This is a genomic window from Streptomyces sp. NPDC020845, from assembly GCF_044334165.1.
In the GTDB taxonomy this organism is placed as follows: domain Bacteria; phylum Actinomycetota; class Actinomycetes; order Streptomycetales; family Streptomycetaceae; genus Streptomyces.
In genome coordinates this window covers 701,540-726,233 of the sequence record NZ_JBIRSJ010000001.1, presented here as the reverse complement: position 1 = coordinate 726,233, position 24,694 = coordinate 701,540, and the positions used below count along the sequence as shown (strand labels likewise).

Genomic DNA, 24,694 nt, shown 5'->3' with positions numbered 1-24,694 from the left:
AGTGTGCGCCATGTCGGACGACTCGCCCCTGATCCAGAGCCTGCGCGCGGCCGTCGCGGCGGCGCCCGGCGACGTACCGCTGCGGCTGCACCTCGCCGAACTCCTGCTCACCGCGGGCCGGCACGACGCGGCCGTCGCGGAGGTCGCCGTCGCGCTTCAGCACGCGCCCGGCGACCCGCAGGCACGGGAGTTGATGGCCCGCGCCATGGTGGCGCCCGCGCAGCCGCGGCAAAGCGCGCCGTCCACCGCGCAGGCACCGGCCACCGAGGCGCCCGCCGCGCCGCCGCCGGCCGCCGCGCCCCGCGGCGGCTTCGACTGGCGGGCCGCCGAGGACCAGGTCGGCGACGCGGTGCCGCCCCGGTTCGTCGAGACGCCGCTCACCGTGGACGGCAGCGGCGACCCCGGGGACGCCTCCGCCTGGGAAGTGGCCGCGCCCGGCACGGTACGGCTGGCGGACGTCGGCGGTATGCAGGAGGTCAAGGAGCGCCTGGAGGCGGCCTTCCTCGCCCCGATGCGCAACCCCGAACTGCGCAAGCTGTACGGCAAGAGCCTGCGCGGCGGACTGCTGCTGTACGGGCCGCCCGGCTGCGGCAAGACCTTCATCGCGCGCGCAGTGGCCGGAGAGCTCGGCGCCGGGTTCCTGTCGGTGTCGATCAACGATGTGCTCGACATGTGGATCGGCAACTCCGAGCGCAATATGCACGAGGTGTTCGCCACCGCCCGCCGCCAGGCCCCCTGTGTGGTGTTCCTCGACGAGCTGGACGCCCTCGGCGGCAAGCGCAGCCGCACCCAGAACAGCGGTATGCGCAACACGGTGAACCAGCTGCTGACCGAACTGGACGGCATCGACGCCCCCGCGAACGACGGTGTGTTCGTACTCGCGGCCACCAACCTCCCGTGGGACGTGGACATCGCGCTGCGCCGCCCGGGCCGCCTGGACCGCACCCTTCTCGTACTGCCTCCCGACGCCCCCGCCCGCGAGGCGATCCTCCGCTACCACCTGCGCGACCGCCCCATCGAAAGCATCGACCTGGGCAAGCTGGCCAAGGCCACCGACGGCCTCTCGGGCGCCGATCTGGCCCATGTGTGCGAGGCCGCGGCCGAGAGTGCGCTGCTCGACTCGGCACGCACCGGCACCGTGCGCATGATCGGCATGAAGGACCTGCTCAACGCGGCGAAGTCGGCCGTCCCCTCCACCGAACCGTGGTTCGCGGCCGCCCGCAACGTGGCCATGTTCGCCAACGAGGGCGGGATGTACGACGACCTGCTCGCGTATCTGAAAAAGAGGCGGAAGCTGTGACCCTGCACCCGGCCGTCGAGCAGGCCGACGCGCTCATCGACCTCAAGCGGTACGACCAGGCCCAGGCCCTGCTCGGCCGCCGCCTGGCCGAGGACCCGGACGACATCCGCGCCTGGGTGAAGCTCGGCCGCTGCCAGCTGGCGGCGGGCCAGGTGGAGCAGGCGCTCACCTCGCTCGGCGAGGCCCTTCAGCGCGCCCCCGAGGACATCGGCGCGCTGTACATGTACGCCCAGGCGCTGCGCCGCGCGGACCACCTGGAGCAGCCGGAGCGCTGGCGCAAGGCGGAGGAGGCGCTGCGCCAGGCGCTGCGCGTCGATCCGCAGAACAGCTTCGCGCATGCGCTGCTCGCCGAGTTCCTGATGTACTACCCGACCCGCCGCACCGAGGCCCTGGGTCTGGCCAGGGAGGCGGTGCGGCTGGACCCGGAGAGCGTGGAGGCGTACCAGGCGCTGTGGCGGACGGCCGGCGCCGCGGGCGAGACCGAGACCTACAAGTGGGCGCTGCGCCAGGTGCTCCGTCTGGAGCCCACCGACAACCAGGCCCTGTATCTGGTGAGCATGCAGGAGGCGCACAAGCCGGGCACCACGGCCGCGCAGGCCGCGGAGGTGTACGCCGACGCGCTCGCCGCCGCCCCGGACAACAACGGGCTGCGCCACGACCTCGACCGGGCCACCTACCGGCTGCTGCGCGGTATCCGCTGGCTGGCGCTGATCTGTGTGGCGGCCGCGGGCGTCATGGTCGATCTGTTCCCCGAGGATGGCGAGGCGGCGCGGGAGCTGCCGGTGCCGCTCGGCAACCGGCTGTGGGTGCTGGTGGTGATGGCGGCGATCTGGGGCTTCGGTGCCTGGCGCCGCTACCGCAGGCTGCGCACCGGCGTCCAGCTGAATGTGCGGTCCCTGGTGCGCCGCGGCCGCTGGGCCCGCGTCGTACTCGCCCAGGCGGCCTGGGCGATGCTCTGCGCCCTGCTGATCTCGCAGATGCCATGGACGGAGCGCACCGTGCCGCGGATCCTCTTTGGGGCGGGGCTGGTGCCCACGCTGGCCACCATCTGGTTCGACCGGAGGAAGAAGCCATGAGCGACCATGCCAGCGACTACGACATCGCCGCCGTCCGCCGGGAGTTCCCCGCCCTGAAGGCCGGCTCCGCCCACTTCGACGGCCCCGGCGGCACCCAGACACCGCTGCCCGTCATCGAGGCCGTCTCCGACGCCCTGGCCAATCCGCTGTCCAACCGCGGCACCCGCACGCCCGGCGAGCGCAACGCCGAAGCCACCGTGTCCGGCGCCCGCCGGGCGCTCGCCGATCTGCTGGGCGCCGACCCGTCGGGCGTGGTCTTCGGCCGCAGCGCCACCCAGCTCGCGTACGACGTCTCCCGTGCCCTCGCCAAGACCTGGCGGCCCGGCGACGAGATCGTCGTGACCCGGCTGGACCACGACTCCAACATCCGCCCCTGGGTGCAGGCCGCGGCGGCGGCCGGAGCCACGGTCCGCTGGGCCGACTTCGACCCCGGCACCGCCGAGCTGGCCCCCGAGGCCATCGGCGCCGTGCTCGGCGACCGCACCCGTCTCGTCGCGGTGACCGCCGCCTCCAACCTGCTGGGCACCCGCCCCGACATCGCTGAGATCGCCCGGCTGACGCATGAGGCCGGGGCCCTGCTGTACGTCGACGGCGTCCACTACACCGCCCACTCCCCCGTCGACGTCGAAGCGCTGGGCGCGGACTTCTTCGCCTGCTCCCCGTACAAGTTCCTCGGCCCCCACCACGGCGTGCTCGCCGCCCGCCCCGAGCTGCTGGAGACCCTGCGCCCGGACAAGCTGCTGCCCTCCACGGACGCCGTCCCCGAGCGTTTCGAGCTCGGCACCCTGCCGTACGAGCTGCTGGCCGGCACCCGGGCCGCCGTCGACTTCCTGGCCGGGCTCGGCCCGCGGCAGGACGGCCCGCGCCGGGAGCGGCTGGTCTCCGCGTTCACCACGCTGGAGGCGTACGAGGACTCGCTGCGGACGCGGATCGAGGCGGGGCTGGCCGGCCTGGACCGGGTCACCGTCCACTCCCGTGCGGCCGACCGCACCCCCACCCTGCTGCTCACCATCGAGGGCCGCGACACCGTGGACGCCTACCACTATCTGGCCGCCCGGGGGGTCGACGCGCCGTCCGGCTCCTTCTACGCCCTGGAGGCGTCCCGACGGCTGGGGCTCGGCGACACCGGCGGGCTGCGCGTGGGCCTCGCCCCGTACAACGACACCGGGGACGTGGACCGGCTGCTGGAGGGGCTGTCGGACTTCCTGCGAGAACAAGACTGACGCGGAGGATCGGCAGGGTCAGTCCGGCCCGGTCTTCATGATCTTCCAGACGCGGGTGGCCACCTGAAGGTTCAGCCGGGTCTCGGCGTTGGTGAGGTCGGAGCCGCTGATCTCGCGGATCCGCTGGAGCCGGTAGCGCAGTGTGGAGCGGTGGACCACGAGCGCCGCGGCGGTCCGGCTGTAGTTGCCGCCGCAGTCGAAGTACCGGGACAGGGTCGCCACCAGGGCCGTCCGGTGTGCGGAGTCGTAGTCGAGCAGCGGCCCCAGCCACTCCCGGACGAACCCCTCGATCTCCTGGTAGTCGTTGCCGGCCCGCAGGATCCGGTAGAGCCCCAGGTCCTCGAAGAAGGTCGTCCCGTACGCCGTGGGAGAGCGCCGCCGCACCTCCAGCGCCCGCAGCGCCTCCCGGTAGGAGCGCGGGATCTCTCCCGGGGAGTCGCAGCGGCCGCCCACGCCGATCGCGCCGGACCCCGTCCCGGCCTCCCGGCTGAGCGCGGCGTACAGCTCCCGTCCGGGCGGTCTGCCGTCGGTCACCAGGACCACCGTGCCGGACCGGCGGGCCGGCAGCGACCGCATGCCCAGCGCCGCCGCCGACTTGTCGACGGTCTGGACGAAGGAGTCGTCGGCCGCCCGCTCCGCCCACCGCACGACGACCACATGGTGCGGACCGTGCAGATCGTGGCCGAGCGCCTGGGCCCTGGCGTAGGCGCTGGTGTCGTCCGAGCCGGTGAGCAGGTCCTCCACCAGATCGCGCCGCAGCCTCAGCTCCACCTCCGCCAGCGTGCGCTGATGCGCCAGCTCCAGGGCCAGCGACACGGTCGCGTGCCGGAGGGCGAGCAGAGCGCGGGCGTCCGCCCGCGCCTCGCGGTCGGCCAGGAACAGCGCGCCCAGCACCTCGCCCCGCGGGGCGGCGACCGCGAGCAGGCGGTCCCTGACCCGTACCGGATGCCCGCCTCGGGCGGTGTCCCGCAGCATCTCCTCGTGGCGGGCCGGGTCGGGTGTGGGGTACGGGTCCGGGCGCCCGGGGCCGGCCCAGGCCCGCGGATGGCCGAACCGGTCCTCGATCCCCGCGGCAAGCCCGGTGATCTGGTGCAGTGCCTCGGCGATGCCCGCCTCCCCGTCCCCGTGCACGGCGGCCCGGTGGAGGGTGTCGAGGATCCCCCGCTCGTGCTCGAACTCGGCGCGTACGGACTCCAGCCGCTCCCGGACGGCCTGCTGCTCCGCGCGGGCCCGGCGCAGCTCCGCCGCCCGCTCCCGCTCCCGCCGGTGCGCGGCCGCGCCGGACAGGGCCGCCGCGGTCTGCCGGGCGAGCGCGGTGAGCCAGAACCGGTCGTCCTCGCTGGGTGGGGCCCCGGCGCTGACCACGAGCTGACCGCGCAGACCGCCCGGTTCCCGCAGCGCGTACGCCCAGCCCCAGGCCCGCCCGGACAGCCGCACCGGCCCGTCCCGCCCGGCCAGTTCCCGGACCTGCTCGTCGAGGGCGGCGGCCGGGTGAGCGTCGGCCCCAGCGGCCGCATGGTGGCGCGTCAGCGCACCGCCGACCATGAGGTACCCGGCCTCGGCCCGCCCCGGCCCGACCGCGCCGACCAGGGCCATCGCCCGGTGCAGGATCTCGGTCTCGTCCCGGCTGTCGAACAGGGCGGTGGAGCGCAGCAGCAGGCCGCGTGCCTCGGGGGTCAGGGAACGGTCCTGGGCCCGACGCCGTTCGCGGGAGAAGGCTGTTGAGGTCATTCCGTCGCTCCGTCCGCCTTCGGAGAGCGAATCCGGGTTCGGAGGACGCGTCCGGGTCCGCGGGGTACCCGCCCGGCGGGGCGGCCACCGGCCCGGCCACGCGCCTGTTCTGTGCTCGCAGGTCCACCCTAGGCGCGGTTTTTGGCCCCCGCAGGCGCAGGCGTGCCGGGGCCCCGTTTTGCCAGGCTGGGCGCGTTGGGGTCGGAAGGCGGGTGAAGACCGGTTCATTCCGCGGCTGCGCGCTGCCGCCGCTTCCTACAAGGAGTTCCTCATGGCCAAGGCAGTCGGAATCGATCTGGGCACCACCAACTCGGTGATCGCGGCGTGGGAGGGCGGCGAGGCGACGGTCGTGCCCAGTTCGGAGGGCGGTCGCACAACCCCGTCCGTGGTGGCCTTCACCGACACCGGCGAGCGCCTGGTGGGCCAGCTGGCCCGGCGCCAGGCGATCCTCAACCCCAAGGGCACCATCTACTCGGCCAAGCGTTTCGTCGGCCGGCACTACGACGAGGTGTCCGACGAGGCCAAGGCGGTCGCCTACGACGTCGTCCCGGACGAGCAGTCCCTCGCGCGCTTCAAGGTGCGCGACAAGCTGTACTCGCCGGAGGAGATCAGCGCCCTGGTGCTGCGCAAGCTCGCCGACGACGCCGCGAAACAGCTGGGCGAGCGGGTGACCGAGGCGGTCATCACGGTGCCCGCGTACTTCAACGACGCCCAGCGCAGCGCCACCAAGGACGCGGGCGAGATCGCGGGGCTCGAGGTGCTGCGGATCATCAACGAGCCGACCGCGGCGGCCCTGGCGTACGGTCTTGACAAGAAGGGGCATGAGACGGTGCTCGTCTTCGACCTCGGCGGCGGCACCTTCGACGTGTCCGTCCTCGACGTCGGGGACGGCGTGGTGGAGGTGCGCTCCACCGCGGGCGACAGCCATCTGGGCGGCGACGACTTCGACCGCCGGCTCGTCGATCACCTCGCCGATAAGTTCCAGCAGAACAACGGCATCGATCTGCGCCGGGATCCGCAGGCGCTGCAGCGGCTCTTCGAGGCCGCGGAGAAGGCGAAGACCGAGCTGAGCTCGGTGACCCAGACCCAGGTCAACCTGCCGTTCATCACCGCGGACGCCTCGGGCCCCAAGCATCTGACCGAGTCGGTCATGCGGTCCACCTTCGACCAGATCACCGCCGATCTGGTGGAGCGCTGTCTCGGTCCGGTCCAGCAGGCCATGGCCGACGCCAAGGTCGGCGAGAACGACATCGACGAAGTGATCCTGGTCGGCGGCTCGACCCGGATCCCCGCGGTGCAGGCCCTGGTGCGCCGGCTGACCGGCGGCAAGGAGCCCAATATGAGCGTGAACCCGGACGAGGTGGTGGCGCTGGGCGCCGCGATCCAGGCCGGGGTGCTCAAGGGCGAGGTCAAGGACGTCCTGCTGCTGGATGTCACACCGCTGTCGCTCGGTGTCGAGACCCGCGGCGGGGTCATGACGAAGATCATCGAGCGGAACACCACCATCCCGGTGCGCCGCACGGAGACCTTCTCGACGGCCGAGGACAGCCAGCAGGCCGTGGACATCGTGATCCTCCAGGGCGAACGGGAGCGGGCCGCGGACAACAGGGGTCTTGGCCGGTTCCAGCTGACCGGCATCCGCCCGGCGCCACGTGGCGAACCGCAGATCGAGGTCGTCTTCGACATCGACGCCAACGGCATCCTCAACGTCACCGCCCGGGACCGGGACACCGGCAAGGAGCAGTCCGTCACGATCAGCGAGACCGGCAACCTCGACCGCGGCGATGTGGAGCGCATGGTCCAGGAGGCCGAGCGCAACCGCGGTGAGGACCAGGCGCTGCGGGAGGCCGTGGACGCCCGCAACGAGCTGGACGCCATCGCCTATCAGGTCGAAAAGCGCCTCACCGAACTGGGCGACGCGGCGCCCTCCCATGAGAAGGCGCGCGCCGAGATGCTGGTCGGCGAAGCCCGTGAGGCGGTCCGGGGCGAGGCGGGCGTGGACCGGGCAAGGCCGCTGATCTCCGAGCTCCAGCAGGTCTACGCGGGCCTGGCCGCGCATGGGACGGCCGGAGGCGGGGGCGCCCAGCAGACCGGCCCCGACGAGGGTGGCGGAGGCGACGAGGACGTCGTCGACGCCGAGTTCGACAAAGGCTAGGCGGCAGCGATGTCCCACCGTCCGCAGGAGCCCGAACCGGTGCCCGAAGGCGCCGTGCCGGAACCCGAACAGGATCTGCCCGCCCCGGGCACGGCCGAGGCGCGCGGCGCGGGCGGGGAAGGGCCCGGTCCGGACGCGGCAGGCGGTCCCGCCCCGCCCGAGGACGAGTACGCCACGGCCCTGGCCGAGTTGGAGGACCGCTGGCGCCGCGCCCTGGCCGATCTGGACAATCTGCGCAAGCGCCACGCCAGGGAGCTGGAGCGGGAACGGGCCGCCGAGCGGGCCCGTACGGCCACGGCGCTGCTGCCCGTCATCGACAACCTCGAACTCGCCCTCTCCCACGCCGAGGCCGACCCCGCCGCCATCGTGGAAGGTGTCAAGGCCGTACGCGACCAGGCCGTGGGCGCCCTCGCCCGGCTCGGCTACGCACGCCAGGACGAGACGGGGGTGCCGTTCGACCCGGCCCGCCACGAGGTGGTCGGCGTGGTCGACGACCCCGAAGCGGAACCGGGGACGGTGGTCCAGGTGCTGCGCCCCGGCTACGGGGACACCGACAACCAACTCAGGCCGGTGGCCGTCGCCGTGGCCAAAAGGGAGTGACCGGCCGTGGCACGGGACTACTACGAGGTGCTGGGGGTCTCACGGGGCGCGAGTTCCGACGAGATCCAGCAGGCGTACCGCAAACTGGCCCGCAAGCACCACCCGGACGTCAACAAGGACCCCGCGGCCGAGGAGCGGTTCAAGGAGCTCAACGACGCCTACAGCGTGCTCTCCGACCCCAGGACCCGGGCCCGCTACGACCGGTTCGGCGACGACTTCCGCAAAATCCCCGAGGACTGGGAGGAGCGGGTCGGCGCCGGCGGCGGAGAAGGCTTCGGCGAGGGCTTCGGCGAGGGCTTCGGCGAGGGCGGCTTCCGGGGCTGGACGACCTCGCGGGACGGCGGCCGGGTACGGGTCGTCCGGGGCTTCGGCGAGGACGCACAGGGAGCGGGCGTCGACTTCGAGGACCTGTTCGGCTCGTTCTTCGGCGGCGGCGGCGGGCGCGCGGCGGGACGCGGCAATGTGCCCGGGGCCGACCAGGAGGCCGAACTGTCGCTCACCGTCGAGGACGCGTACCGCGGCGGCCGCCGCTCCATGACCCTGGCCGGGCCCTCGGGGCAGCGCACCTTCCAGGTCGACGTCCCGCCGGGCGTCATCGACGGTCAGCGCATCCGGCTGGCCGGACAGGGCGGCCGCGGCAGCGGTGACGCCGCGGCCGGGGACCTGTATCTGCGGGCGCGGATCCAGCCCCATCCGCGGTTCCGGCTGGAGGGCCGGAACATCCATGTCACCCTCCCGCTGACCCCCTGGGAGGCCGCGCTGGGCGCGACCGTCCCCGTGCCCACCCCGGGCGGCGCCGCAAAGGTCACCGTCCCCGCCGGGTCCTCCAGCGGCCGCCGGCTGCGGCTGCGCGGCGAGGGCATGCCGAACCCCAGCGGCCCCGAGGGCCATCTGTACGCCGAGATCCGCGTCATGGTGCCGGCGCGCCTCACCGACCGGGAGCGCGAGCTGTTCGAAGAGCTCGCCGCCACCTCCTCCTTCGACCCCAGGAGCGCACGATGAGCACCCACCCACCGACGTCCCCCACGGCCAGGCCCTCGCCCGCGGCCTCCGTCCAGTACGCCCTGGTGCCCGCGCGCACGCTCACGCTGGAGACCGTGGCCGACCGCGCCGGGCTCCACCCCGAACTGGTCCGGCGCTTTGTCGCCCTCGGCCTGGTCGACGCGCGGCGCGACGCCGCGGGGCGGCTGGTGTTCCCCCTGACCGCCCCGGCGACGCTGGCCCGTGTGGAGCGGCTGCGCACCGGACTGTGTCTGAACTACGCGTCCATCGGCCTGGTCCTCGATCTGCTCGACCGCATCGGCCGGCTCGAGGCCGCACTGCGCCGCAGCGGCGCGAGGAGTGATCAACCCCCATGGACATGAACCGCCTCACCCAGAAGTCCCAGGAAGCCCTCCAGGACGCCCAGACCAAGGCCCTGCGGCTCGGTCAGACCGAGGTCGACGGCGAACATCTGCTGCTCGCCCTCCTCGACCAGCCCGAGGGCCTGGTGCCCCGGCTGATCGACCAGGTGGGCGCCGACCCGACGGCGCTGCGCACGATGCTGGAGGCCGAGGTGGCCCGCAAGCCGAAGGTCACCGGCCCCGGCGCCGGCCCGGGACAGGTCTTCGTCACCCAGCGCCTGGCCAAGCTGCTGGACACCGCCGAGCAGGAGGCCAAGCGGCTCAAGGACGAGTACGTCTCCGTCGAACACCTCGTGCTGGCCCTCACCGACGAGGGATCCGCCACCGCGGCCGGGCGGGTGCTCAAGGAACACGGCGTCACCAAGGAGGCGTTCCTCAGCGCCCTCACCCAGGTCCGCGGCAGCCAGCGGGTCACCTCCGCCAACCCCGAAGTGGCGTACGAGGCGCTGGAGAAGTACGGCCGCGACCTGGTCCTCGAGGCCCGCTCGGGCAAGCTGGACCCCGTCATCGGCCGGGACGCCGAGATCCGCCGGGTCACCCAGATCCTCAGCCGCAAGTCGAAGAACAACCCGGTGCTCATCGGCGACCCGGGCGTCGGCAAGACCGCCATCGTCGAGGGCCTGGCCCAGCGCATCGTGCGCGGCGATGTCCCCGAAGGGCTGCGCGACAAGACCATCTTCGCCCTCGACATGGGGTCCCTGGTCGCCGGGGCGAAGTACCGCGGCGAGTTCGAGGAGCGTCTGAAGGCCGTGCTCAGCGAGGTCAAGGCCGCCTCGGGCAGGATCCTGCTGTTCGTCGACGAGCTGCACACCGTGGTGGGGGCCGGGGCGGCCGAAGGAGCCATGGACGCGGGAAACATGCTCAAGCCCATGCTGGCCCGCGGCGAGCTCCATATGATCGGCGCGACCACGCTCCAGGAGTACCGCAAACACATCGAGAAGGACGCCGCGCTGGAGCGCCGCTTCCAGCAGGTGCTGGTGGACGAGCCGTCCGTCGAGGACACCATCTCGATCCTGCGCGGGCTGCGGGAGCGCCTGGAGGTCTTCCACGGCGTCAAGATCCAGGACACCGCCCTGGTCTCCGCCGCGACCTTGAGCCACCGCTACATCAGCGACCGGTTCCTGCCGGACAAAGCCATCGACCTCGTCGACGAGGCGTGCGCCCGGCTGCGTACGGAGATCGACTCCATGCCCGCCGAGCTGGACGAGATCACCCGCCGGGTCACCCGCCTGGAGATCGAGGACGCCGCGCTTGCCAAGGAGACCGACCCGGCCAGCGGGCAGCGGCTGGCGGAGCTGCGCCGGGAACTGGCCGATCTGCGCGCCGAGGCCGACGCCAAGCGCGCCCAGTGGGAGGCCGAGCGGCAGTCCATCCGCCGGGTGCAGGAACTGCGCAAGGAGCTGGAGGAGGTGCGCCGCGAGGCAGAGGAGGCCGAACGCGTCTACGACCTCAACCGCGCCGCCGAACTGCGCTACGGCAGGCTCCAGGAGCTGGAGCGCCGGCTGGCCGCCGAGGAGGAGCAGCTGGCCGCCAAGCAGGGCGGCCACCGGCTGCTGCGCGAGGTCGTCACCGAGGACGAGATCGCCGACATCGTCTCCGCCTGGACCGGAATCCCGATCTCCCGCCTCAAGGAGGGCGAGCGGGAGAAGCTGCTGCGCCTGGACGAGATCCTGCGGGAGCGGGTCATCGGCCAGGACGAGGCGGTCAAGGTGGTTGCCGATGCCATCATCCGGGCCCGCTCGGGGATCCGGGACCCGCGCCGCCCGATCGGGTCGTTCATCTTCCTCGGCCCCACCGGCGTCGGCAAGACCGAGCTGGCCAAGACGCTGGCCGCGGCCCTGTTCGACACCGAGGACAACATGGTCCGCCTCGATATGAGCGAGTACCAGGAGCGGCACACCGTCAGCCGGCTGCTCGGCGCGCCGCCCGGATACGTCGGCTACGAGGAGGGCGGCCAGCTCACCGAGGCGGTGCGCCGCAAGCCGTACTCGGTGGTGCTGTTCGACGAGATCGAGAAGGCGCACCCCGACGTCTTCAACACCCTGCTGCAGGTCCTCGACGACGGGCGGATCACCGACGCCCAGGGCCGGGTGGTCGACTTCCGCAACACCATCCTGATCATGACGTCCAACATCGGGTCGGTGCACCTCCTCGACGGCGTCACCTCCGAGGGCGAGCTCAAACCGGACGCCCAGGGCCTGGTGATGAGCGAGCTGCGCGCACACTTCCGCCCCGAGTTCCTCAACCGGGTCGATGACATCGTGCTGTTCAAGCCGCTCGGCGAGCCCCAGATCGAGCGGATCGTGGACCTGCAGTTCGAGGAGTTGCGGCAGCGCCTGGCCGAGCGCCGGATCGCCGTCGAGCTCACCCAGGCCGCCCGGGAGGTCATCGCCCACGAGGGCTACGATCCCGTCTACGGGGCACGGCCGCTGCGCCGCTTCATCTCGCACGAGGTCGAGACCCTGATCGGACGCGCCCTGCTGCGCGGCGACGTCCAGGAGGGCGCCACGGTGCGCGTCGACGCTCAGCACGGCGAACTGGTCGTCACCTACGAGCAGGAACCACAGGAAGGGTGAACGCCATGGCCCTCGAGCCGGACCCGCATCTGTCCATGGTCCGCGATGTCACCCCGCGCACCCCCGAGGGCTGCGAGGAGTGCCTGCGCCTGGGATCCGCCTGGGTACATCTGCGGCTCTGCCTGACCTGCGGACACGTCGGCTGCTGCGACTCCTCACCGCTCAGGCACGCCCGCGCCCACGCCCACGAGGAGGGACACCCCATCATGGAGCCGATGGAGCCGGGTGAGGACTGGCGGTGGTGCTTCGTCCACGAGGCGCTGGTCTGACGGCGCCGACGCTACCGGCTTCACCGGCGGCGCGGTACGCGCCGACGATCGCGACGGGCAGCCGCGCCCGTCCCCCGTGCGCCCCGAACCACCCGTGCGCCCCGTGCGACCCCGGCCGGATGACCCTGCGCGAGTACGCCCCGGTCGTCGCCGCCCAGCGGGAACTGCGCCGCCGGCCACGCGACGCCAGCGCCACCCGGGTGCGCGACCGCGACTCCGTCGACGGCCGCCCCCGCGGCCATCTGCGCGCCTTCGGCCTGTCGCGGATCCGGCTGCGCGAGATGGCGCACACGGGCGAACTCCCCGGGCTGACCAGGAGCAGTTGGTGATCCGCGCCCGGCGCTCAGCGCGCCGGAGCCGGATCGGCCGTCCAGCGGCCCCGCCTCCGTACCGCCTGGTTCACCCGGCCTGGGCGCGCTCCGGGTCGAGGGCGAGTTCGGAGAGGTTCATGGCCAGTGTGCGGTGGACGGCGGGCAGCCAGTCCAGGGCGCGCAGCGCGGTGTTCCTGACCGAGCGCAGCGGTGAGTTCCCGACCGTGGCAATCTTCGTCATCCGGTGGGTGAACGCCACGACCTGCTCGGCGACCGGGCGGCGCAGCGACTCGTACTCGTCCAGTACGTCCCGGCCGTCCCGCAGCGTCGTGACAAGTCTGCCGCCGAGGACGAGGGCGTCCTGGATGCCGGTGTTCATCCCCTGCCCGCCGGCCGGGCTGTGCACATGGGCCGCGTCCCCCGCGAGCAGCAGCCGTCCGGACCGGTAGTGGTCGGCCAGCCGGTGGTGCACCCTGAACCGCGAGCTCCACACCACCTCGGTCACCTTCCCCCGGTGGGCCTGAGGGCCGCGGGCGTCCAGCAGCCGCTGCACATCCCCGATGCCGGGACGGGCCGGGGCGTCGTCCTGGGTGGCGACGATGCGGTATCTGCCGCCCGGCAGCGGGGCCACCACGGCCACGCCCTCCGGCGCGAAGCAGAGCTGGATCTCGTCGTCCCCGAGCGGCCAGTCCATCCTGACATCCGCCAGCACGAAGGACTGCGCGTAGGTGTCGCCGGTGAACGGGATCCCGGTGTGCTCCCGGACCGTGCTGTGCATGCCGTCGGTGCCCACCGCGTACGCCGCCCGGATCTCCTGGCCGTCCGCCATGACCGCGGTCACGCCCTCCGCGTCCTGGCTGATGCCGGCCAGCCGGTGGGGGCGCAGCACGCGCCCGCCGGACGCCTTCAGCCGGGCGAGCAGCACCTCCTCGGTGATGTTCTGCGGGACCAGCAGTGTGAAGGGGAAATCGGTGGGCAGTTCGTCGAAGCCGACGGTGAGCAGGGGGCGGTCGCGGTCCCGGACGGTGAACCGGGTGACGAGCAGGCCCCGTTGGACCAGTTCGTCGGCCGCGTCGATCTCGCGGAGCACTTCGAGGGTCCGGGCGTGCACGACCGCGGCCCGCGAGGTGTTGGCCCCCTCCGCGGCCTGGTCCACCAATACGGCGTCGATCCCGGCGGCGGCGAGCTTGGTGGCGAGGGCGAGGCCGACCGGTCCCGCACCCACGATCAGGACGTCCGCGGTCTGGGGAAGACGGTCCATCGATACCTCCAACGACGAGCGACACAAGCACAAACGCCGGGCAGACCCTCCGCGGCCTCGCCCGGGTGCCACGCTAGGGACCTGCGGAGGCGGGGGAATCTGCCGGATGACTGGGGTGTGCGGGTCGCACACCCGCTCGATCTAGGTATCGTCATAGCGTGTTGCGATCAGGGGGAGAGCGAGGGGCCGGGGCATCGGCGCCCCGTTCGCGGCCTGGTGACCGTACGGCGTGGCGGGGCCCCGCGTGGTGATGCACGGTCGGGCGGAGGAACTGCGCGCCCTCGACGGTCTGCTGGCCGCCGCCCGTGGCGGGCACAGCGGGGTCCTCGTGGTGCGCGGCGCCCCCGGCATCGGGAAGTCGGCGCTTCTGAATCATGTGGCGGCCACGGCCGCCGACCCGGCCCCGTTCAGGACGATTCGCAGTACGGGGATCGAGTTCGAGGCCGAGCTGCCCTTCGCCGGACTGCACGCCCTGCTCCACCCGGCGCTGGACCGCCTGACCGCCCTGCCGGCGCCGCAGGCCGCCGCGCTGCGCGCAGCGTTCGGGCTCGCGGCGGCGGAGCCCGGGGACCGCTTCCTGGTGGGCCTCGCGGTCCTGTCGCTGCTCGCCGAACTCGCCGGGGACGGGGCGCTGCTGTGCGTCGTGGACGACGCGCACTGGCTGGACCGCGCCTCGACCGAGGCCCTGGTGTTCGCCGCCCGCAGGCTGACCGGCGAGGGGGTGGTGCTGCTCTTCGGGGCCCGGGAGACCGGTGCGGGCCACCCGCTGACGGGCCTGCCGGAGCTGCGTCTTGCGGGCCTGGGCCGGGCGTCGGCGAGCGCGCTGCTGGCCGAGACGAGCCCCGAACTGGCCGATGGCGTACGGGAGCGCGTCCTGGCCGAGGCCGGCGGCAATCCGCTCGCGCTGATCGAACTGCCCGACGCCCTCACCCCGCGGCAGCGGACGGGACGACTGCTGCCGCTCGCCTTCCACCTCGGTTCGCTTCCGCTGACCGAGCGGCTGCGGAGCGCCTTCGGCGCCCAGGCCGACCGCCTCCCGGAGCCCTCGCGAACGCTGTTGCTGATCGCCGCCTTGGAGCAGACGGGCGACCTCGACGTGATCCTCCGGGCGGCCGAAAGCATGGGCGCGGGGGTGGCGGACGCCGAGGCGGCCGAACGGTCCGGACTGCTGCGCACCACGGCCGGTGCCGTGGGGTTCCGCCATCCGCTCGCCCGTGCCGCCGTCATCCAGGCGGCTCCGCTGCACCGGCGACTGGACGCACACCGGGCCCTGGCCGACGCGCTCGGGGACACCTCGGCCGACGCGCCGAACGACACCGCCGACCGCAGGGCCTGGCACCTCGCCGCCGCGGCCACCGGGACGGACGAGCGCGCCGCCGCCGCGCTGGAGCAGGCCGCCGACCGGGCCCGTAGCCGGTCCGGCTACGCGGCGCAGGCCATGGCCCTCGAACGCGCCGCGGAACTCACTCCGGACCCCGCTGTACGGGCCTACCGGCTGGTCGCCGCGGCCGAGGCGGCGACGGACTCGGGCGAGCCACGCCGCGCGCTGGAGCTGGCCGAGCGGGCGGCGGAGGGAGCAGCCGAAACCTTCCTCGCCGCGCGCGTCGCCCATGTCCGGGCGACGGTGGAGTTCGAGGACGGGTCGCCGCTGCGCGCCGCGCGGCTGCTCATCGACGGGGCTCGCGCCCTCGACGGGAATCACCCAGGCAAAGCGGACAAGGCCGTCGCGATGCTGATGGAAGCCGTCCGCGACGCCTACTTCGCGGGCCATGCGCAACTGGCCCGCACCGCGGCGGACCGGCTGCTCGTGGTCGGCGGCGAGACCCCGTACAGCCGCGCGCTGGACGGTCTGGCCCGGCTGATCGCCGGTGACCCCGCGGCCGCGATCGGCCCCATGAACGCCCTGGCCGCGGCCGTTCTCACCCCGCACGGCACCGCCCCCACCCCGGCCCCCCACCCCGGCGAGCGCCTGATCGCGGGGGCGATGGGGATGATGACCGGGGACGAGGAGACGGCGTCACGCATCCTCAATCCCCTGGTGGCCGACGCCCGGGCCGGCGGGCTGATCGGCTGGCTGCCCAGCATGCTGGAGCACCTCGCCATCACCGAGACCTTCCTCGGCAACCACCAGGACGCCCGCGCGCACGCCCAGGAGGGGCTGTCGCTCGCCGAGAGCATCGGCCAGTCGCACCGGGCCGACCATCTGCGCTGCGTACTCGCCTGGTTGGCGGCGGCGGCCGGGGACGAAGAGGAGTGCCTGCGACTCGCCGAGCCCGCCGTCGCCCGGGCGGCGGAGCGCCATACCCTGCGGACCGTGTCCTGGGGCAGCATGGCCATCGGTCTGCTCGACCTGGTCCATGGACGTCACGAGCGGGCGCTGAACCGCCTCGAGGCCACTGCCGACGCGCCGTCGGCCCGGGGCAGCGGCTCCACGTTCCTCGTCCACCTCGCACCGGACCAGGTCGAGGCCGCCGCCCGCAGCGGACAGCCCGACCGGGCCGCCGCTCCGCTGGCCAAGTTCGAACGCTGGGCCCGCGCGGCCAACCGGCCCTGGGCCCACGCCGTCGCGCTGCGCTGCCGCGCGCTGACCGCACCCGCCGACGCGGCGGGCCCGCTGTACGCCGAGGCCGTCGCGCTGCACGCCCGGGGCGGGCGGCCCTTCGAACGGGCCCGCACCCAGCTGCTGTACGGGGAGTGGCTGCGGCGCGCCCGCCGCAAGGCCGACGCCCGCTCCCAACTGCGCTCAGCGCTGGAGGCGTTCGAACGCATCGAGGCGACCGCCTGGGCCGACCGGGCCCGCGGCGAACTGCGGGCGACGGGGGTGTCGCACCCGCGCGCGGCGGCGGGGTCCGGGCTCGACCGGCTCACCCCGCAAGAGCTCCAGGTGATCCGCCTGGCCGCGGACGGGCTGTCGAACCGGGACATCGCCGCCCAGCTGTTCCTCAGCCCGCGTACCGTCGGCTACCACCTCTACAAGGCGTACCCGAAGCTCGGCATCGCCTCCCGCCGCGAACTCGGCGCGCTGGCCCCTTTGGGCCGGCCAGGATGAGCCGCGCCCCGGGTCGGCCCGCCGGCCGCTCCGCGGCTGACCGTTCGGCCCTGGCCGGACGGTCGCTCCGCGCGCGCCGTCAGGAGATGTAGCCCTCCCGCAGGGCGTAGGCCACGGCGTGGGCGCGGTTGCGCAGGCCCAGCCGGGTCGTCAGGCTCTGGATGACGTTCTTCACGGTCCGTTCGGAGTAGGCGAGTTTGACGGCGATCTCGCCGGTGCCCATCCCCTCCGCGACCAGCCGCAGGACATCGGTCTCGCGCGGCGCCAGGCCGAGCGGCACCCCCGGGCGGCCGACCGCGCCGGGCCGCAGCGCACCGACTTGGCTGACCAGTTGGCCGATCAGATCGGTGGGGAGGTCGCCGTCACCGCGGGAAGCCGCGAGTACCGCCTGGTACAGACGGTCTCCGGTGGCCTCGCGCCGCCAGACGATTGCCCCGACGCCGCATTCGATCACATCGAGCAGTTCGGCCCGACGGATCAAACTCGCGACCAGGACCACACGCAGCCTCGCGTCGTGCACGAGTCTGCGCAGGCCGGTGAGCGTGGTCTCGTCGATCGAGTCCGCGAGCAGCACCGCCACGTCTCCCACCTGGGCGTCCGACTCGTCGACGAGGGCGACCTCGGGGTGCCGGCGCAGCTGGCCGACCGCCCCTTCCTGGGAGATCGGGTCCTGCGCGTGGACAACGACGGAAATCCTGCGCCTGGATTCCCTCGTCGCCGACTGTGGGTTCGGCGGCTGTGAAGAGGCGCGCAATGTTCTCCCTCTGTCCACCACGAAACGGATTGCGGGGCTCCGGATGTGATCATACGGTAGCCGACCTCGGCGACCGTGCGTTCGAAATCCTCCTTTATCGTTCCGATACCATCGGCGCCCCATACAGCGAAAACGCTAAGGAAACTCCTCGAAAACCGCTACGGCCCCGGGCGAGACCGCCGACCACGCCTCGCGGCGCACGAGGAAGACCACCGGCACCAGGTCGCGGTGATCGTCACCCGCCGCACCGCGCAGGGGTAGAGGCGGGCCGGCCCGCTTGTCAATACCGTCGCGTATTTCACGTGGGAATTTATCTTCCGTCCATCCGAGAATGCTTTCCTTTCCTTGAGGGAGCGCAAAGCGGCAGCGGTGGCGGAAGGGCGGGCTCGGCGGTGGGGGATATGAATATGCCAGGTGGCGGGCGCGGGGTCCTCGAAGGCGCGTTCGCCTTACTGGAGGCCGTGGAAAGGGCCGGGGAATCCCGGCTGACAGCATTGGCCGCGGAGAGCGGATTACCGAAGACGACCGCACGCCGACTCCTCGAACAGCTCGTCGAATTGGGCGCGGTGGAACGCTCGGGTGGCCTTTTCCGAATGGGCTCGCGCATGTTCCGGCTCGGTCTCGGCTGGCAGCCGCACCCCGGCATGCTGGCGCTCGCCCGCAGACCTGTCCACGAGTTGGCGAGAGCCACCGGTGCGACGGTGGGGATCTTCGTACTGCGCGAGGGCCGGGCGCTGACGGCCGCCGCGGTCCCGGGCGAATGGGATACCTTCGCGCCGATGCGAGCGGGGACGGCCTTCCCCTGGACGACCGCCGCGGGGAAGGTCCTGGTGGCGGGCGCGCCCGCCGGCCTGCCCGTCGACCCGCCGACCAAGGCGTGGTCTCGGGAGGCGGCACAGATCCGGGAGGCCGGGTTCGCCGTCGACCGTCAGGAGGTCGCGGAGGGGGTGTGCTGTGTCGCCGTCCCCCTGCGCGGCCGCAGCGGCACGGCCGTCGCGGCCCTGTGCGCCCTGGTCGACCCCTCCCAGCCGCTGTCCCCGCTGACGGCCTCGGTGGTACGGACGGGGAGGGTCATCAGCGCCTCGATGCAAGGGCGCCCGGGGCGCTGATCCGCTCAGCGGCACAACAGATGTCCCGGAGTGACCCGCTGTGCGAAGGTCGGGGCCAGTGGCCCGGAGTGCGGCCCTCGTCACCCTCTGTGGAGATCACCATGACCCATGTCGCCGAGTCCGGATCGGGATCCAGGTCCGGAGCCGACACGCCGAGCATCCCCTCACCGGTGCCGCCGACGACTCTTCCCACAATCCCGCCGACGGCTCCGCCGGTGACGGCGCCCGTGCTCGACCAGTCCACCCGCGAGATCGACAAAGCGACCTTCGTCCCCCTGGACGTGGAGACTCCACCCATCGGACAGGCCCTGACGAAGGCCGCGTTCGTACGTCAGCTCCAGCTCCAGCCGGACGAGGCGAACGCGATACGGGACCGGCACCCCGAACTCGCCGAGCCCCTGGGGGACCTGCTCACCCCGTCTCCCTTCTCCCCCGCTCCGCTCTCCGCCTTCGCCGCGGTCCCCACCCTCGCACTCGAAGAATTCGGACAGGCTGTCGTCGCTCTGCGCCACGAGCGCGCGGAGGAGACCGAGGAATCCGCGCGCGGCGCGGCGCTACAGGCGCTGCAAACCGCCGTGGTCGCGGCCAAGGGCCTCGAGGCCAACACCGCCGCGCCCCGGATGGGCCTGATGAACCTGGAACGACTGGAGATGACGCCGGCCGGGATCGAGCGCGGCGAACTCGTCGCCACCATTCCCCTGGCCCCGCAGGAGGAGACCGCCGTCACCTACAAGGAATGGTCGGTCCAGAAGAAGGAGTTCAGCTCGATCGTCACCGACTCGCTGGAGACCTTCAGCGAGACCGGGGTCACGGACAACACCGAGCTGTCGCAGTCGACGTCCTCACAGCAGCAGCACTCCAACCAGTTCAACATCACCGGGACCGTCTCCGGCGGCATCCCCGTCATCTCCGGCTCCGTCACCTCGGGATACACCGGGCAGGACGCCGCCTCCCAGTCGGCAACCGACAGCAGGAAGCACGCCACCACCCTGACCCAGAAGGCGTCCACCCGCGCCCGGCAAGAACACAAGGTCACCATCACCACGACCACGGTCACCGGGACCTCGCAGACCACCACCAGGACACTGAAGAACCCCAGCGCGACCAACCCGATCCGCATCGACTACTTCAGCCTCATGCGCAAGTGGCGGGTCCGCCTCTACCGGTACGGTATGCGGCAGACATACGATGTCGTCCTCCCGGAGCCCGCCGCCACCATGCGCCGCCCGTACGCGGAGCTGGAGGCGCTGAAGGCCCAGCTCGGGCCGTTCGTCTTCAACGTCCCGCACAACGACATCACCGCCGAGATCCGCAAGGGCGACCCGGAGCCGCCGACGACGGACCCGCCCACCCCCAAGTCCCCGCACTATCTGGTGCTCGCCGACCAGTACGACGCGCAGGTCCCGCCGCCGCCCCCGGACCTGCCCCCGCAGACGTACGCGGTGGAGACCGGGCCGCTTCCGCAGGGCCGCGGCGTCACCAGGATGCCGCTCAACATCCCCGCCGGGTACGAGATCGTGAGCATCACCATCAGCGGCCGGATGACAAGCTTCGCCGGCCGTTCGGGCCAGTTCACCATCGAGGGCACCACGCTGCCCTTCGATCCCTTCGGGGAGAAGGTCTTCGCCCCGGACGCCGTGCTCAAGCGGGACACCGACGGCGGCGACTTCATGGCCGGCGCCACCGGGACACCGGTCCTCGTCCTGGTCTTCGACCAGGTGTCCACCCAGTCCCTGCTGCTGACCGCCGAAGTCCAGCCCACCCAGGCCGCCATGGAACGCTGGCAGTTCGATGTGTGGAACGCGCTCTACACGGCCGCGCAGACCAAATACTACGCACAGCAGCAGGACATCGCCGGCCGGATCGCGGCGCTGGAGGCGCGGCTGAACGACGTGGACACGCTCACCCTGCGCCGTGAAGAGAGCGACGAGATCATGAAGAACGTGCTGCGCTATCTGCTCGGCGGCAGGTTCCCCAGCATGCCGAAGGAAGTCCTCGACGCATTCACCGCGGCCAAGGTGGACGTGGCACACGGCACGGGCTTCGAGGGAAACACCATCGGCCCCGACTCGACGCTGTGGACGACGGTCCGCCAGTACGAGGACGTCGTGCGCTTCGTCAACCAGGCCATCGAGTGGGAGAACGTGGTCAGCTTCCTCTACTCGTACTTCTGGGACCTCCCCGAGAGCTGGCGTTTCATCCGCGAGATCGAACACCCCGACGCCAACCGGCAGGCGTTTCTGCGCGCGGGCAGCGCACGGGTGGTGCTCACCATTCGCAGGGGCTGGGAGACGCGGTGGGTGAACTTCGTCGAGCACGGTGTCATCGACGACCCGAACGCCCCCGAGAACCCCTCGCAGTACTGGACCATCGCCCAGGAGATCGCCGCCTACGACGACCGCAACTATCCGGGGATCCCGCCCGCCAACCCCGGCAGGTCCGCCACCCGGCTGGAGGACGCCGTGTTCACCACCTCGACGGCCACGGTGGGCCCGTCCACCCGGCCGGTGTCCATTCCGGTCGCCTCCAGCGCGGGGTTCGTGGTCGGCGCCCAGGTCGTCATCGACGCGGTCCACGGCCTGGAACACAGCCAGGAGGCGCAGAAGATCACCAGGATTCCCGACGGCACCCATATCGAGGTCGCCGGGCTCGACAACGCCCACAACGGTTCCCCGGCCGCGCCGTTCCCGGTCATGCAGCCGGGCGAGAAGGGCGAACTGATCGCCGAATGGAACGAATACACCCCGACGTCGGGCACGGACATCGCGGTCACCAGCAATCTCTCGGCCATCTCCTGAAGGGCGTTGGTGCGTCATGGCCTCCCGGCTCGACACCCAGCAGATCACGATCTGCCCCGGCGAGGGCAACTTCACCCGGGGCGCGGGGCGGGTACGAGGCACCGCGAAGGGTGAAGAGAACACCATGGAGTGGCAGTGGGCCCAAGGGGCCATGTTCGGCTACTTCTATCCCGACTTCAAAGGCCGCTATCCCGAAGCGTCCTTCGTACTGGCCGAGAACGAGTACACGCGGCTGCTCACCAATCTGACGGGTCCTGACCGGTTACTGGGGCGGCTGGTCAAGGAGTTCCGCAGGGACTACAAGGCCGGCGGGCAGCTGCGCCCCGACATTCTCGGATTCTGTGCCAGGCCCCCGCAGGCCGGTCCGATCGTGCTGGAGCTGCTGGAGGTCTCCACCGCGAATCAGGCGGTGCCCACCCTCAGAGACGACATCGGCTACAAGCTGAACAAGTTCGAGCAGATCATCCGCAGGCTCGACCCCGATATCAAGGACGGCTTCAGCCTGACCTCCTACAGCGTTCAGGCCGGTGCCTCCAAGTGGCGGCCGATCCCCATGTACCAGCGGATCGTCCCGCTGCCGCCGTACACCGACGAGCAGGGCAACAAGTACGTCGAGTGGATCTGCTTCCAGCCGACGTTCAACCGCAACTGGCCCTACGGAATCGACGGGCTGCTGCTGTACGAGATCCACCGCATGCCCTACAACTCCGATCTGGCGGTCGTACGCAAACTGATCGACGAGGAGAAACGCCGCCGAGCGGCCGCCCGGACCCCGTACGGCGTGACCCTGACCCCATGGCTGAACGAGGAATACCTCAATCGGATGCCGCGTGACCGGGACGCCCTGCGGTTGGCCGCCGCGGTCATGGGCGTCGGGCTGCTGGCGCTGCTCGCCATCGAGCTGCTGCCGGTGGTCGCGGGCCTGGAGCTCGGCGCGGCGGCGGTCGGAACGGGCCTGACCGAAGCGGGGGCGGGGGCGGGCGTGGCGGCCGAGGCCGGGGAGGTGGGCGCGGCCGCCCTCGCCGCACGGGCCTCCGCCATGCCCACGGCGCTGGAGACCGCGGGCAAGTGGCTCTCGGCCCTCGGCCGCCACCTGCTGCTCAACCCGAAGCCGGCGTTCGCGGGCTGAGGCGTGAACTCGTCAGGCCGGTGAGCATGCGGTGCCGGTGCAATCGGCGCTCGTGCGGCATGCCTTGCGGTATTCGCTGGGGCTCACCCCGTGGATTCGCTTGAAGGCCGCGCTGAAGCCGAACGCGTCCGCGTATCCGACCTGGTGCGCCACCGCGGCGACCGTCGCGGTGGACTCCAGCAGCAGATCGGCGGCCAGGGTCATCCGCCAGTCGGTCAGATACGTCAACGGCGGCTTGCCCACCAGCTCGGCGAACCGACCGGTCAGCGTCGTCCGCGACACCCCCGCCTCACCGGCCAGCGCCGCCAGCGTCCAGGGCCGGTCCGGCGCCGCATGCATGGCCCGCAGCACCGGGCCGACCGCCTCGTCGCCCAGCGCGCGGAACCAGCCGACAGGCACGGCCCCGGGCTGGTCGAGCCAACCCCGCAGCGCGCACACCAGCAGCCAGTCGAGCAGGCGGTCCAGCACGACCTGCTGCCCCGGCGGACACGCGGCGGACTGCGTGTCCAGGAAGTCGAGCAGCGACGCACACCCGTCGTTGCCGGGCATCACCAGCACCGGAGGCAGCACCCCGAGCAGCCGCTGCGCCACCTGGGTCCGCACCTGGAACGTCCCGACGACCAGCACCGTACGATCGGCCGGCGCCACCTCGGCCGACCCCGGCGACCGGGGACGGTCGGAGAGGGCGAACGGCCCAGGTCCACGCACGATCGCGGTGTCCCCGCCCCGGACCGGCCGCGGCTGCTCGCCCTCGCCACGGGAGATCTCGCCTCGGGAGATCCAGCCCTCACCCCGCAGCGGCGTGCACAGCGTCAGGGACGCCCCCTCGGTGAACCGCAGCGTCCACGGCGGCGTCAGCTCCGTCCGGCTGAAGCCGACACCGTCCGAGCGGACACCTCGCAGCAGATCGTCGAACGGATCCATGGGCTCACGATAGCCGTCCGGACGATCGGACATGATCCGCGGACGACGGCCCATGCCCCGTCCTGTACCGCGGCCAGTTGACTGGCCGGCATGACAACACACAGCAACCAAGTGATTCTGGTCCTGGGCGCGACCGGCAAGACCGGACGCCGACTGGTGCAGACGCTGCGGACGGCGGGCAGGACCGTCCGGGCCGCGTCCCGCTCCGGCGAGGTCCGCTTCGACTGGTCCGACCAGGACACCTGGCCCACCGCCCTGGAAGGGGCGTCGGCGGTCTATCTCATTGCTCCCCAGGACCCGGCGCTGGCCCCGACCTTCGTCAAGCAGGCCACCGAGGCGGGCATCGCTCGTTTCGTGGCCCTGTCCGCACGCGGTATCGAGCGGCTTCCCGCGGACTTCTTCCGGGGGATGACCGCCGCGGAGCAGGCCGTACGCGACTCCGGTGCGCAGTGGACCATCCTCCGCCCGAACAACTTCAACCAGAATTTCGACGACGACGTCTGGCGCGCTCCGCTGCGGGAGGGCCGGCTGGCCCTGCCGATCGGCTCCGTGCCCGAGCCGTTCATCGACGCCCAGGACATCGCCGATGTCGCCGCGGCCGTGCTGACCTCGGACGGCCACCACGGGCAGGTGTACGACCTCTCCGGACCACGGGCCCTCACCTTCGGCACGGCGGTGGCGACGATCGCCAAGGCGGCAGATCGGCCCATCCGCTATGTGGAGCTCACGCCGGAGGAGTACCGGGCCGAGCTCCTGGCCGAAGGCGTATCCGAGGAGGCCGCCGCGGAACTCGATGCGCTCTTCGCCGGGATGCGCGCCGGACACTTCGCCGAACCCGCCGACGGAGTACGGCGCGTGCTCGGGCGCGACCCCGTCGACTTCGACACCTACGCCACCCGGGCCGCCGCGGCCGGCGCGTGGTCGTAGCCGAGCCCACGCCGGTGGCACCCGCGCTCGCGGGTGCCACCGCACACACACCGGATGTGCGCCCACCGCACATCAGCCGTTCCTCATCACACCATCGAT

18 protein-coding genes and 2 pseudogenes are annotated in these 24,694 nt (G+C 72.3%); 16 read left to right on the top strand and 4 right to left on the bottom strand.

Annotated elements, in window-relative coordinates:
* Positions 1-10 precede the first annotated feature (10 nt).
* From ACH4U7_RS02395 to ACH4U7_RS02385, 3 genes are read left to right on the top strand one after another with little or no spacing between them, the layout of a single operon-like run.
* On the top strand, positions 11-1,300 hold the full coding sequence (locus tag ACH4U7_RS02395) for an ATP-binding protein (RefSeq protein ID WP_398526145.1): 1,290 nt from the start codon (positions 11-13) through the stop codon (positions 1,298-1,300).
* On the top strand, positions 1,297-2,376 hold the full coding sequence (locus ACH4U7_RS02390; protein ID WP_398526144.1) for a tetratricopeptide repeat protein: 1,080 nt from the start codon (positions 1,297-1,299) through the stop codon (positions 2,374-2,376). The genes ACH4U7_RS02395 and ACH4U7_RS02390 overlap by 4 nt, the downstream gene beginning before the upstream one ends.
* Positions 2,373-3,599 carry a cysteine desulfurase-like protein gene (locus tag ACH4U7_RS02385; protein ID WP_398526143.1) on the top strand — a complete coding sequence of 409 codons (1,227 nt, stop codon included), beginning with the start codon at positions 2,373-2,375 and terminating at the stop codon, positions 3,597-3,599. The genes ACH4U7_RS02390 and ACH4U7_RS02385 overlap by 4 nt, the downstream gene beginning before the upstream one ends.
* Positions 3,600-3,617: 18 nt before the next feature.
* Here the strand turns inward: ACH4U7_RS02385 and ACH4U7_RS02380 are convergent, their stop codons facing one another.
* A complete protein-coding gene (locus ACH4U7_RS02380; protein WP_398526142.1) occupies positions 3,618-5,330 on the bottom strand; it encodes a PucR family transcriptional regulator in 1,713 nt (570 codons plus the stop codon).
* Between the two features lie 271 nt (positions 5,331-5,601).
* Between ACH4U7_RS02380 and dnaK the strand changes: the two genes are divergently transcribed.
* The 7 genes and pseudogenes from dnaK to rpsN all read left to right on the top strand — a co-directional run.
* On the top strand, positions 5,602-7,485 hold the full coding sequence (dnaK, locus tag ACH4U7_RS02375; RefSeq protein WP_398526141.1) for a molecular chaperone DnaK: 1,884 nt from the start codon (positions 5,602-5,604) through the stop codon (positions 7,483-7,485).
* Between the two features lie 9 nt (positions 7,486-7,494).
* Positions 7,495-8,085 carry a nucleotide exchange factor GrpE gene (locus ACH4U7_RS02370; RefSeq protein WP_398526140.1) on the top strand — a complete coding sequence of 197 codons (591 nt, stop codon included), beginning with the start codon at positions 7,495-7,497 and terminating at the stop codon, positions 8,083-8,085.
* 6 nt (positions 8,086-8,091) lie between these two features.
* The gene (locus ACH4U7_RS02365; protein ID WP_398526139.1) at positions 8,092-9,087 is read left to right on the top strand and encodes a DnaJ C-terminal domain-containing protein; all 996 of its coding nucleotides are present in this window, start codon (positions 8,092-8,094) and stop codon (positions 9,085-9,087) included.
* Positions 9,084-9,449, top strand: coding sequence for a chaperone modulator CbpM (locus tag ACH4U7_RS02360; RefSeq protein ID WP_398526138.1), 366 nt, complete (start codon positions 9,084-9,086; stop codon positions 9,447-9,449). The genes ACH4U7_RS02365 and ACH4U7_RS02360 overlap by 4 nt, the downstream gene beginning before the upstream one ends.
* On the top strand, positions 9,440-12,064 hold the full coding sequence (clpB, locus tag ACH4U7_RS02355; protein WP_398526137.1) for an ATP-dependent chaperone ClpB: 2,625 nt from the start codon (positions 9,440-9,442) through the stop codon (positions 12,062-12,064). The genes ACH4U7_RS02360 and clpB overlap by 10 nt, the downstream gene beginning before the upstream one ends.
* Before the next feature lie 5 nt (positions 12,065-12,069).
* Positions 12,070-12,333 (top strand): UBP-type zinc finger domain-containing protein, encoded by a 264-nt coding sequence (locus tag ACH4U7_RS02350; RefSeq protein ID WP_043489343.1) that lies wholly within the window; start codon positions 12,070-12,072, stop codon positions 12,331-12,333.
* Between the two features lie 149 nt (positions 12,334-12,482).
* Positions 12,483-12,662, top strand: a pseudogene (gene rpsN / locus ACH4U7_RS02345) (30S ribosomal protein S14); the annotation flags it as partial.
* 70 nt (positions 12,663-12,732) lie between these two features.
* On the opposite strand, the gene ACH4U7_RS02340 reads toward rpsN, so the two are convergent.
* Positions 12,733-13,905 carry an FAD-dependent oxidoreductase gene (locus tag ACH4U7_RS02340; RefSeq protein ID WP_398526136.1) on the bottom strand — a complete coding sequence of 391 codons (1,173 nt, stop codon included), beginning with the start codon at positions 13,903-13,905 and terminating at the stop codon, positions 12,733-12,735.
* A gap of 250 nt (positions 13,906-14,155) precedes the next feature.
* On the opposite strand from ACH4U7_RS02340, the gene ACH4U7_RS02335 reads away from it, so the two are divergent.
* The gene (locus tag ACH4U7_RS02335; protein ID WP_398526444.1) at positions 14,156-16,954 is read left to right on the top strand and encodes an AAA family ATPase; all 2,799 of its coding nucleotides are present in this window, start codon (positions 14,156-14,158) and stop codon (positions 16,952-16,954) included.
* Positions 16,955-17,033: 79 nt separating this feature from the next.
* Here the strand turns inward: ACH4U7_RS02335 and ACH4U7_RS02330 are convergent, their stop codons facing one another.
* Positions 17,034-17,708, bottom strand: a complete 675-nt coding sequence (locus ACH4U7_RS02330; RefSeq protein ID WP_398526135.1) for a response regulator transcription factor — start codon at positions 17,706-17,708, stop codon at positions 17,034-17,036.
* On the opposite strand from ACH4U7_RS02330, the pseudogene ACH4U7_RS02325 reads away from it, so the two are divergent.
* The 4 genes and pseudogenes from ACH4U7_RS02325 to ACH4U7_RS02310 all read left to right on the top strand — a co-directional run.
* A pseudogene (locus tag ACH4U7_RS02325) lies at positions 17,708-18,274 on the top strand (helix-turn-helix domain-containing protein); the annotation flags it as partial. The gene ACH4U7_RS02330 and the pseudogene ACH4U7_RS02325 sit on opposite strands and share 1 nt — an antisense overlap.
* A 27-nt stretch (positions 18,275-18,301) precedes the next feature.
* Positions 18,302-18,817, top strand: coding sequence for an IclR family transcriptional regulator C-terminal domain-containing protein (locus tag ACH4U7_RS02320; RefSeq protein ID WP_398526443.1), 516 nt, complete (start codon positions 18,302-18,304; stop codon positions 18,815-18,817).
* Positions 18,818-19,032: 215 nt separating this feature from the next.
* A complete protein-coding gene (locus ACH4U7_RS02315; RefSeq protein ID WP_398526134.1) occupies positions 19,033-21,615 on the top strand; it encodes a hypothetical protein in 2,583 nt (860 codons plus the stop codon).
* Positions 21,616-21,631: 16 nt separating this feature from the next.
* Positions 21,632-22,744 (top strand): hypothetical protein, encoded by a 1,113-nt coding sequence (locus tag ACH4U7_RS02310; RefSeq protein WP_398526133.1) that lies wholly within the window; start codon positions 21,632-21,634, stop codon positions 22,742-22,744.
* Positions 22,745-22,756: 12 nt separating this feature from the next.
* Here ACH4U7_RS02310 and ACH4U7_RS02305 read toward each other — a convergent pair whose 3' ends face one another.
* On the bottom strand, positions 22,757-23,668 hold the full coding sequence (locus ACH4U7_RS02305; protein WP_398526132.1) for an AraC family transcriptional regulator: 912 nt from the start codon (positions 23,666-23,668) through the stop codon (positions 22,757-22,759).
* A 90-nt stretch (positions 23,669-23,758) separates the two neighbouring features.
* Between ACH4U7_RS02305 and ACH4U7_RS02300 the strand changes: the two genes are divergently transcribed.
* The gene (locus ACH4U7_RS02300) at positions 23,759-24,595 is read left to right on the top strand and encodes an NAD(P)H-binding protein (protein ID WP_398526131.1); all 837 of its coding nucleotides are present in this window, start codon (positions 23,759-23,761) and stop codon (positions 24,593-24,595) included.
* Positions 24,596-24,694: the final 99 nt, after the last annotated feature.

Coding starts and splice junctions, on each gene's coding strand:
- ACH4U7_RS02395 (WP_398526145.1), top strand. CDS start 11: ATGTCGGACGACTCGCCCCTGATCCAGAGCCTGCGCGCGGCCGTCGCG.
- ACH4U7_RS02385 (WP_398526143.1), top strand. CDS start 2,373: ATGAGCGACCATGCCAGCGACTACGACATCGCCGCCGTCCGCCGGGAG.
- ACH4U7_RS02380 (WP_398526142.1), bottom strand. CDS start 5,330: ATGACCTCAACAGCCTTCTCCCGCGAACGGCGTCGGGCCCAGGACCGT.
- dnaK (WP_398526141.1), top strand. CDS start 5,602: ATGGCCAAGGCAGTCGGAATCGATCTGGGCACCACCAACTCGGTGATC.
- ACH4U7_RS02370 (WP_398526140.1), top strand. CDS start 7,495: ATGTCCCACCGTCCGCAGGAGCCCGAACCGGTGCCCGAAGGCGCCGTG.
- ACH4U7_RS02360 (WP_398526138.1), top strand. CDS start 9,084: ATGAGCACCCACCCACCGACGTCCCCCACGGCCAGGCCCTCGCCCGCG.
- clpB (WP_398526137.1), top strand. CDS start 9,440: ATGGACATGAACCGCCTCACCCAGAAGTCCCAGGAAGCCCTCCAGGAC.
- ACH4U7_RS02350 (WP_043489343.1), top strand. CDS start 12,070: ATGGCCCTCGAGCCGGACCCGCATCTGTCCATGGTCCGCGATGTCACC.
- ACH4U7_RS02340 (WP_398526136.1), bottom strand. CDS start 13,905: ATGGACCGTCTTCCCCAGACCGCGGACGTCCTGATCGTGGGTGCGGGA.
- ACH4U7_RS02335 (WP_398526444.1), top strand. CDS start 14,156: ATGCACGGTCGGGCGGAGGAACTGCGCGCCCTCGACGGTCTGCTGGCC.
- ACH4U7_RS02320 (WP_398526443.1), top strand. CDS start 18,302: ATGGGCTCGCGCATGTTCCGGCTCGGTCTCGGCTGGCAGCCGCACCCC.
- ACH4U7_RS02310 (WP_398526133.1), top strand. CDS start 21,632: ATGGCCTCCCGGCTCGACACCCAGCAGATCACGATCTGCCCCGGCGAG.
- ACH4U7_RS02305 (WP_398526132.1), bottom strand. CDS start 23,668: ATGGATCCGTTCGACGATCTGCTGCGAGGTGTCCGCTCGGACGGTGTC.
- ACH4U7_RS02300 (WP_398526131.1), top strand. CDS start 23,759: ATGACAACACACAGCAACCAAGTGATTCTGGTCCTGGGCGCGACCGGC.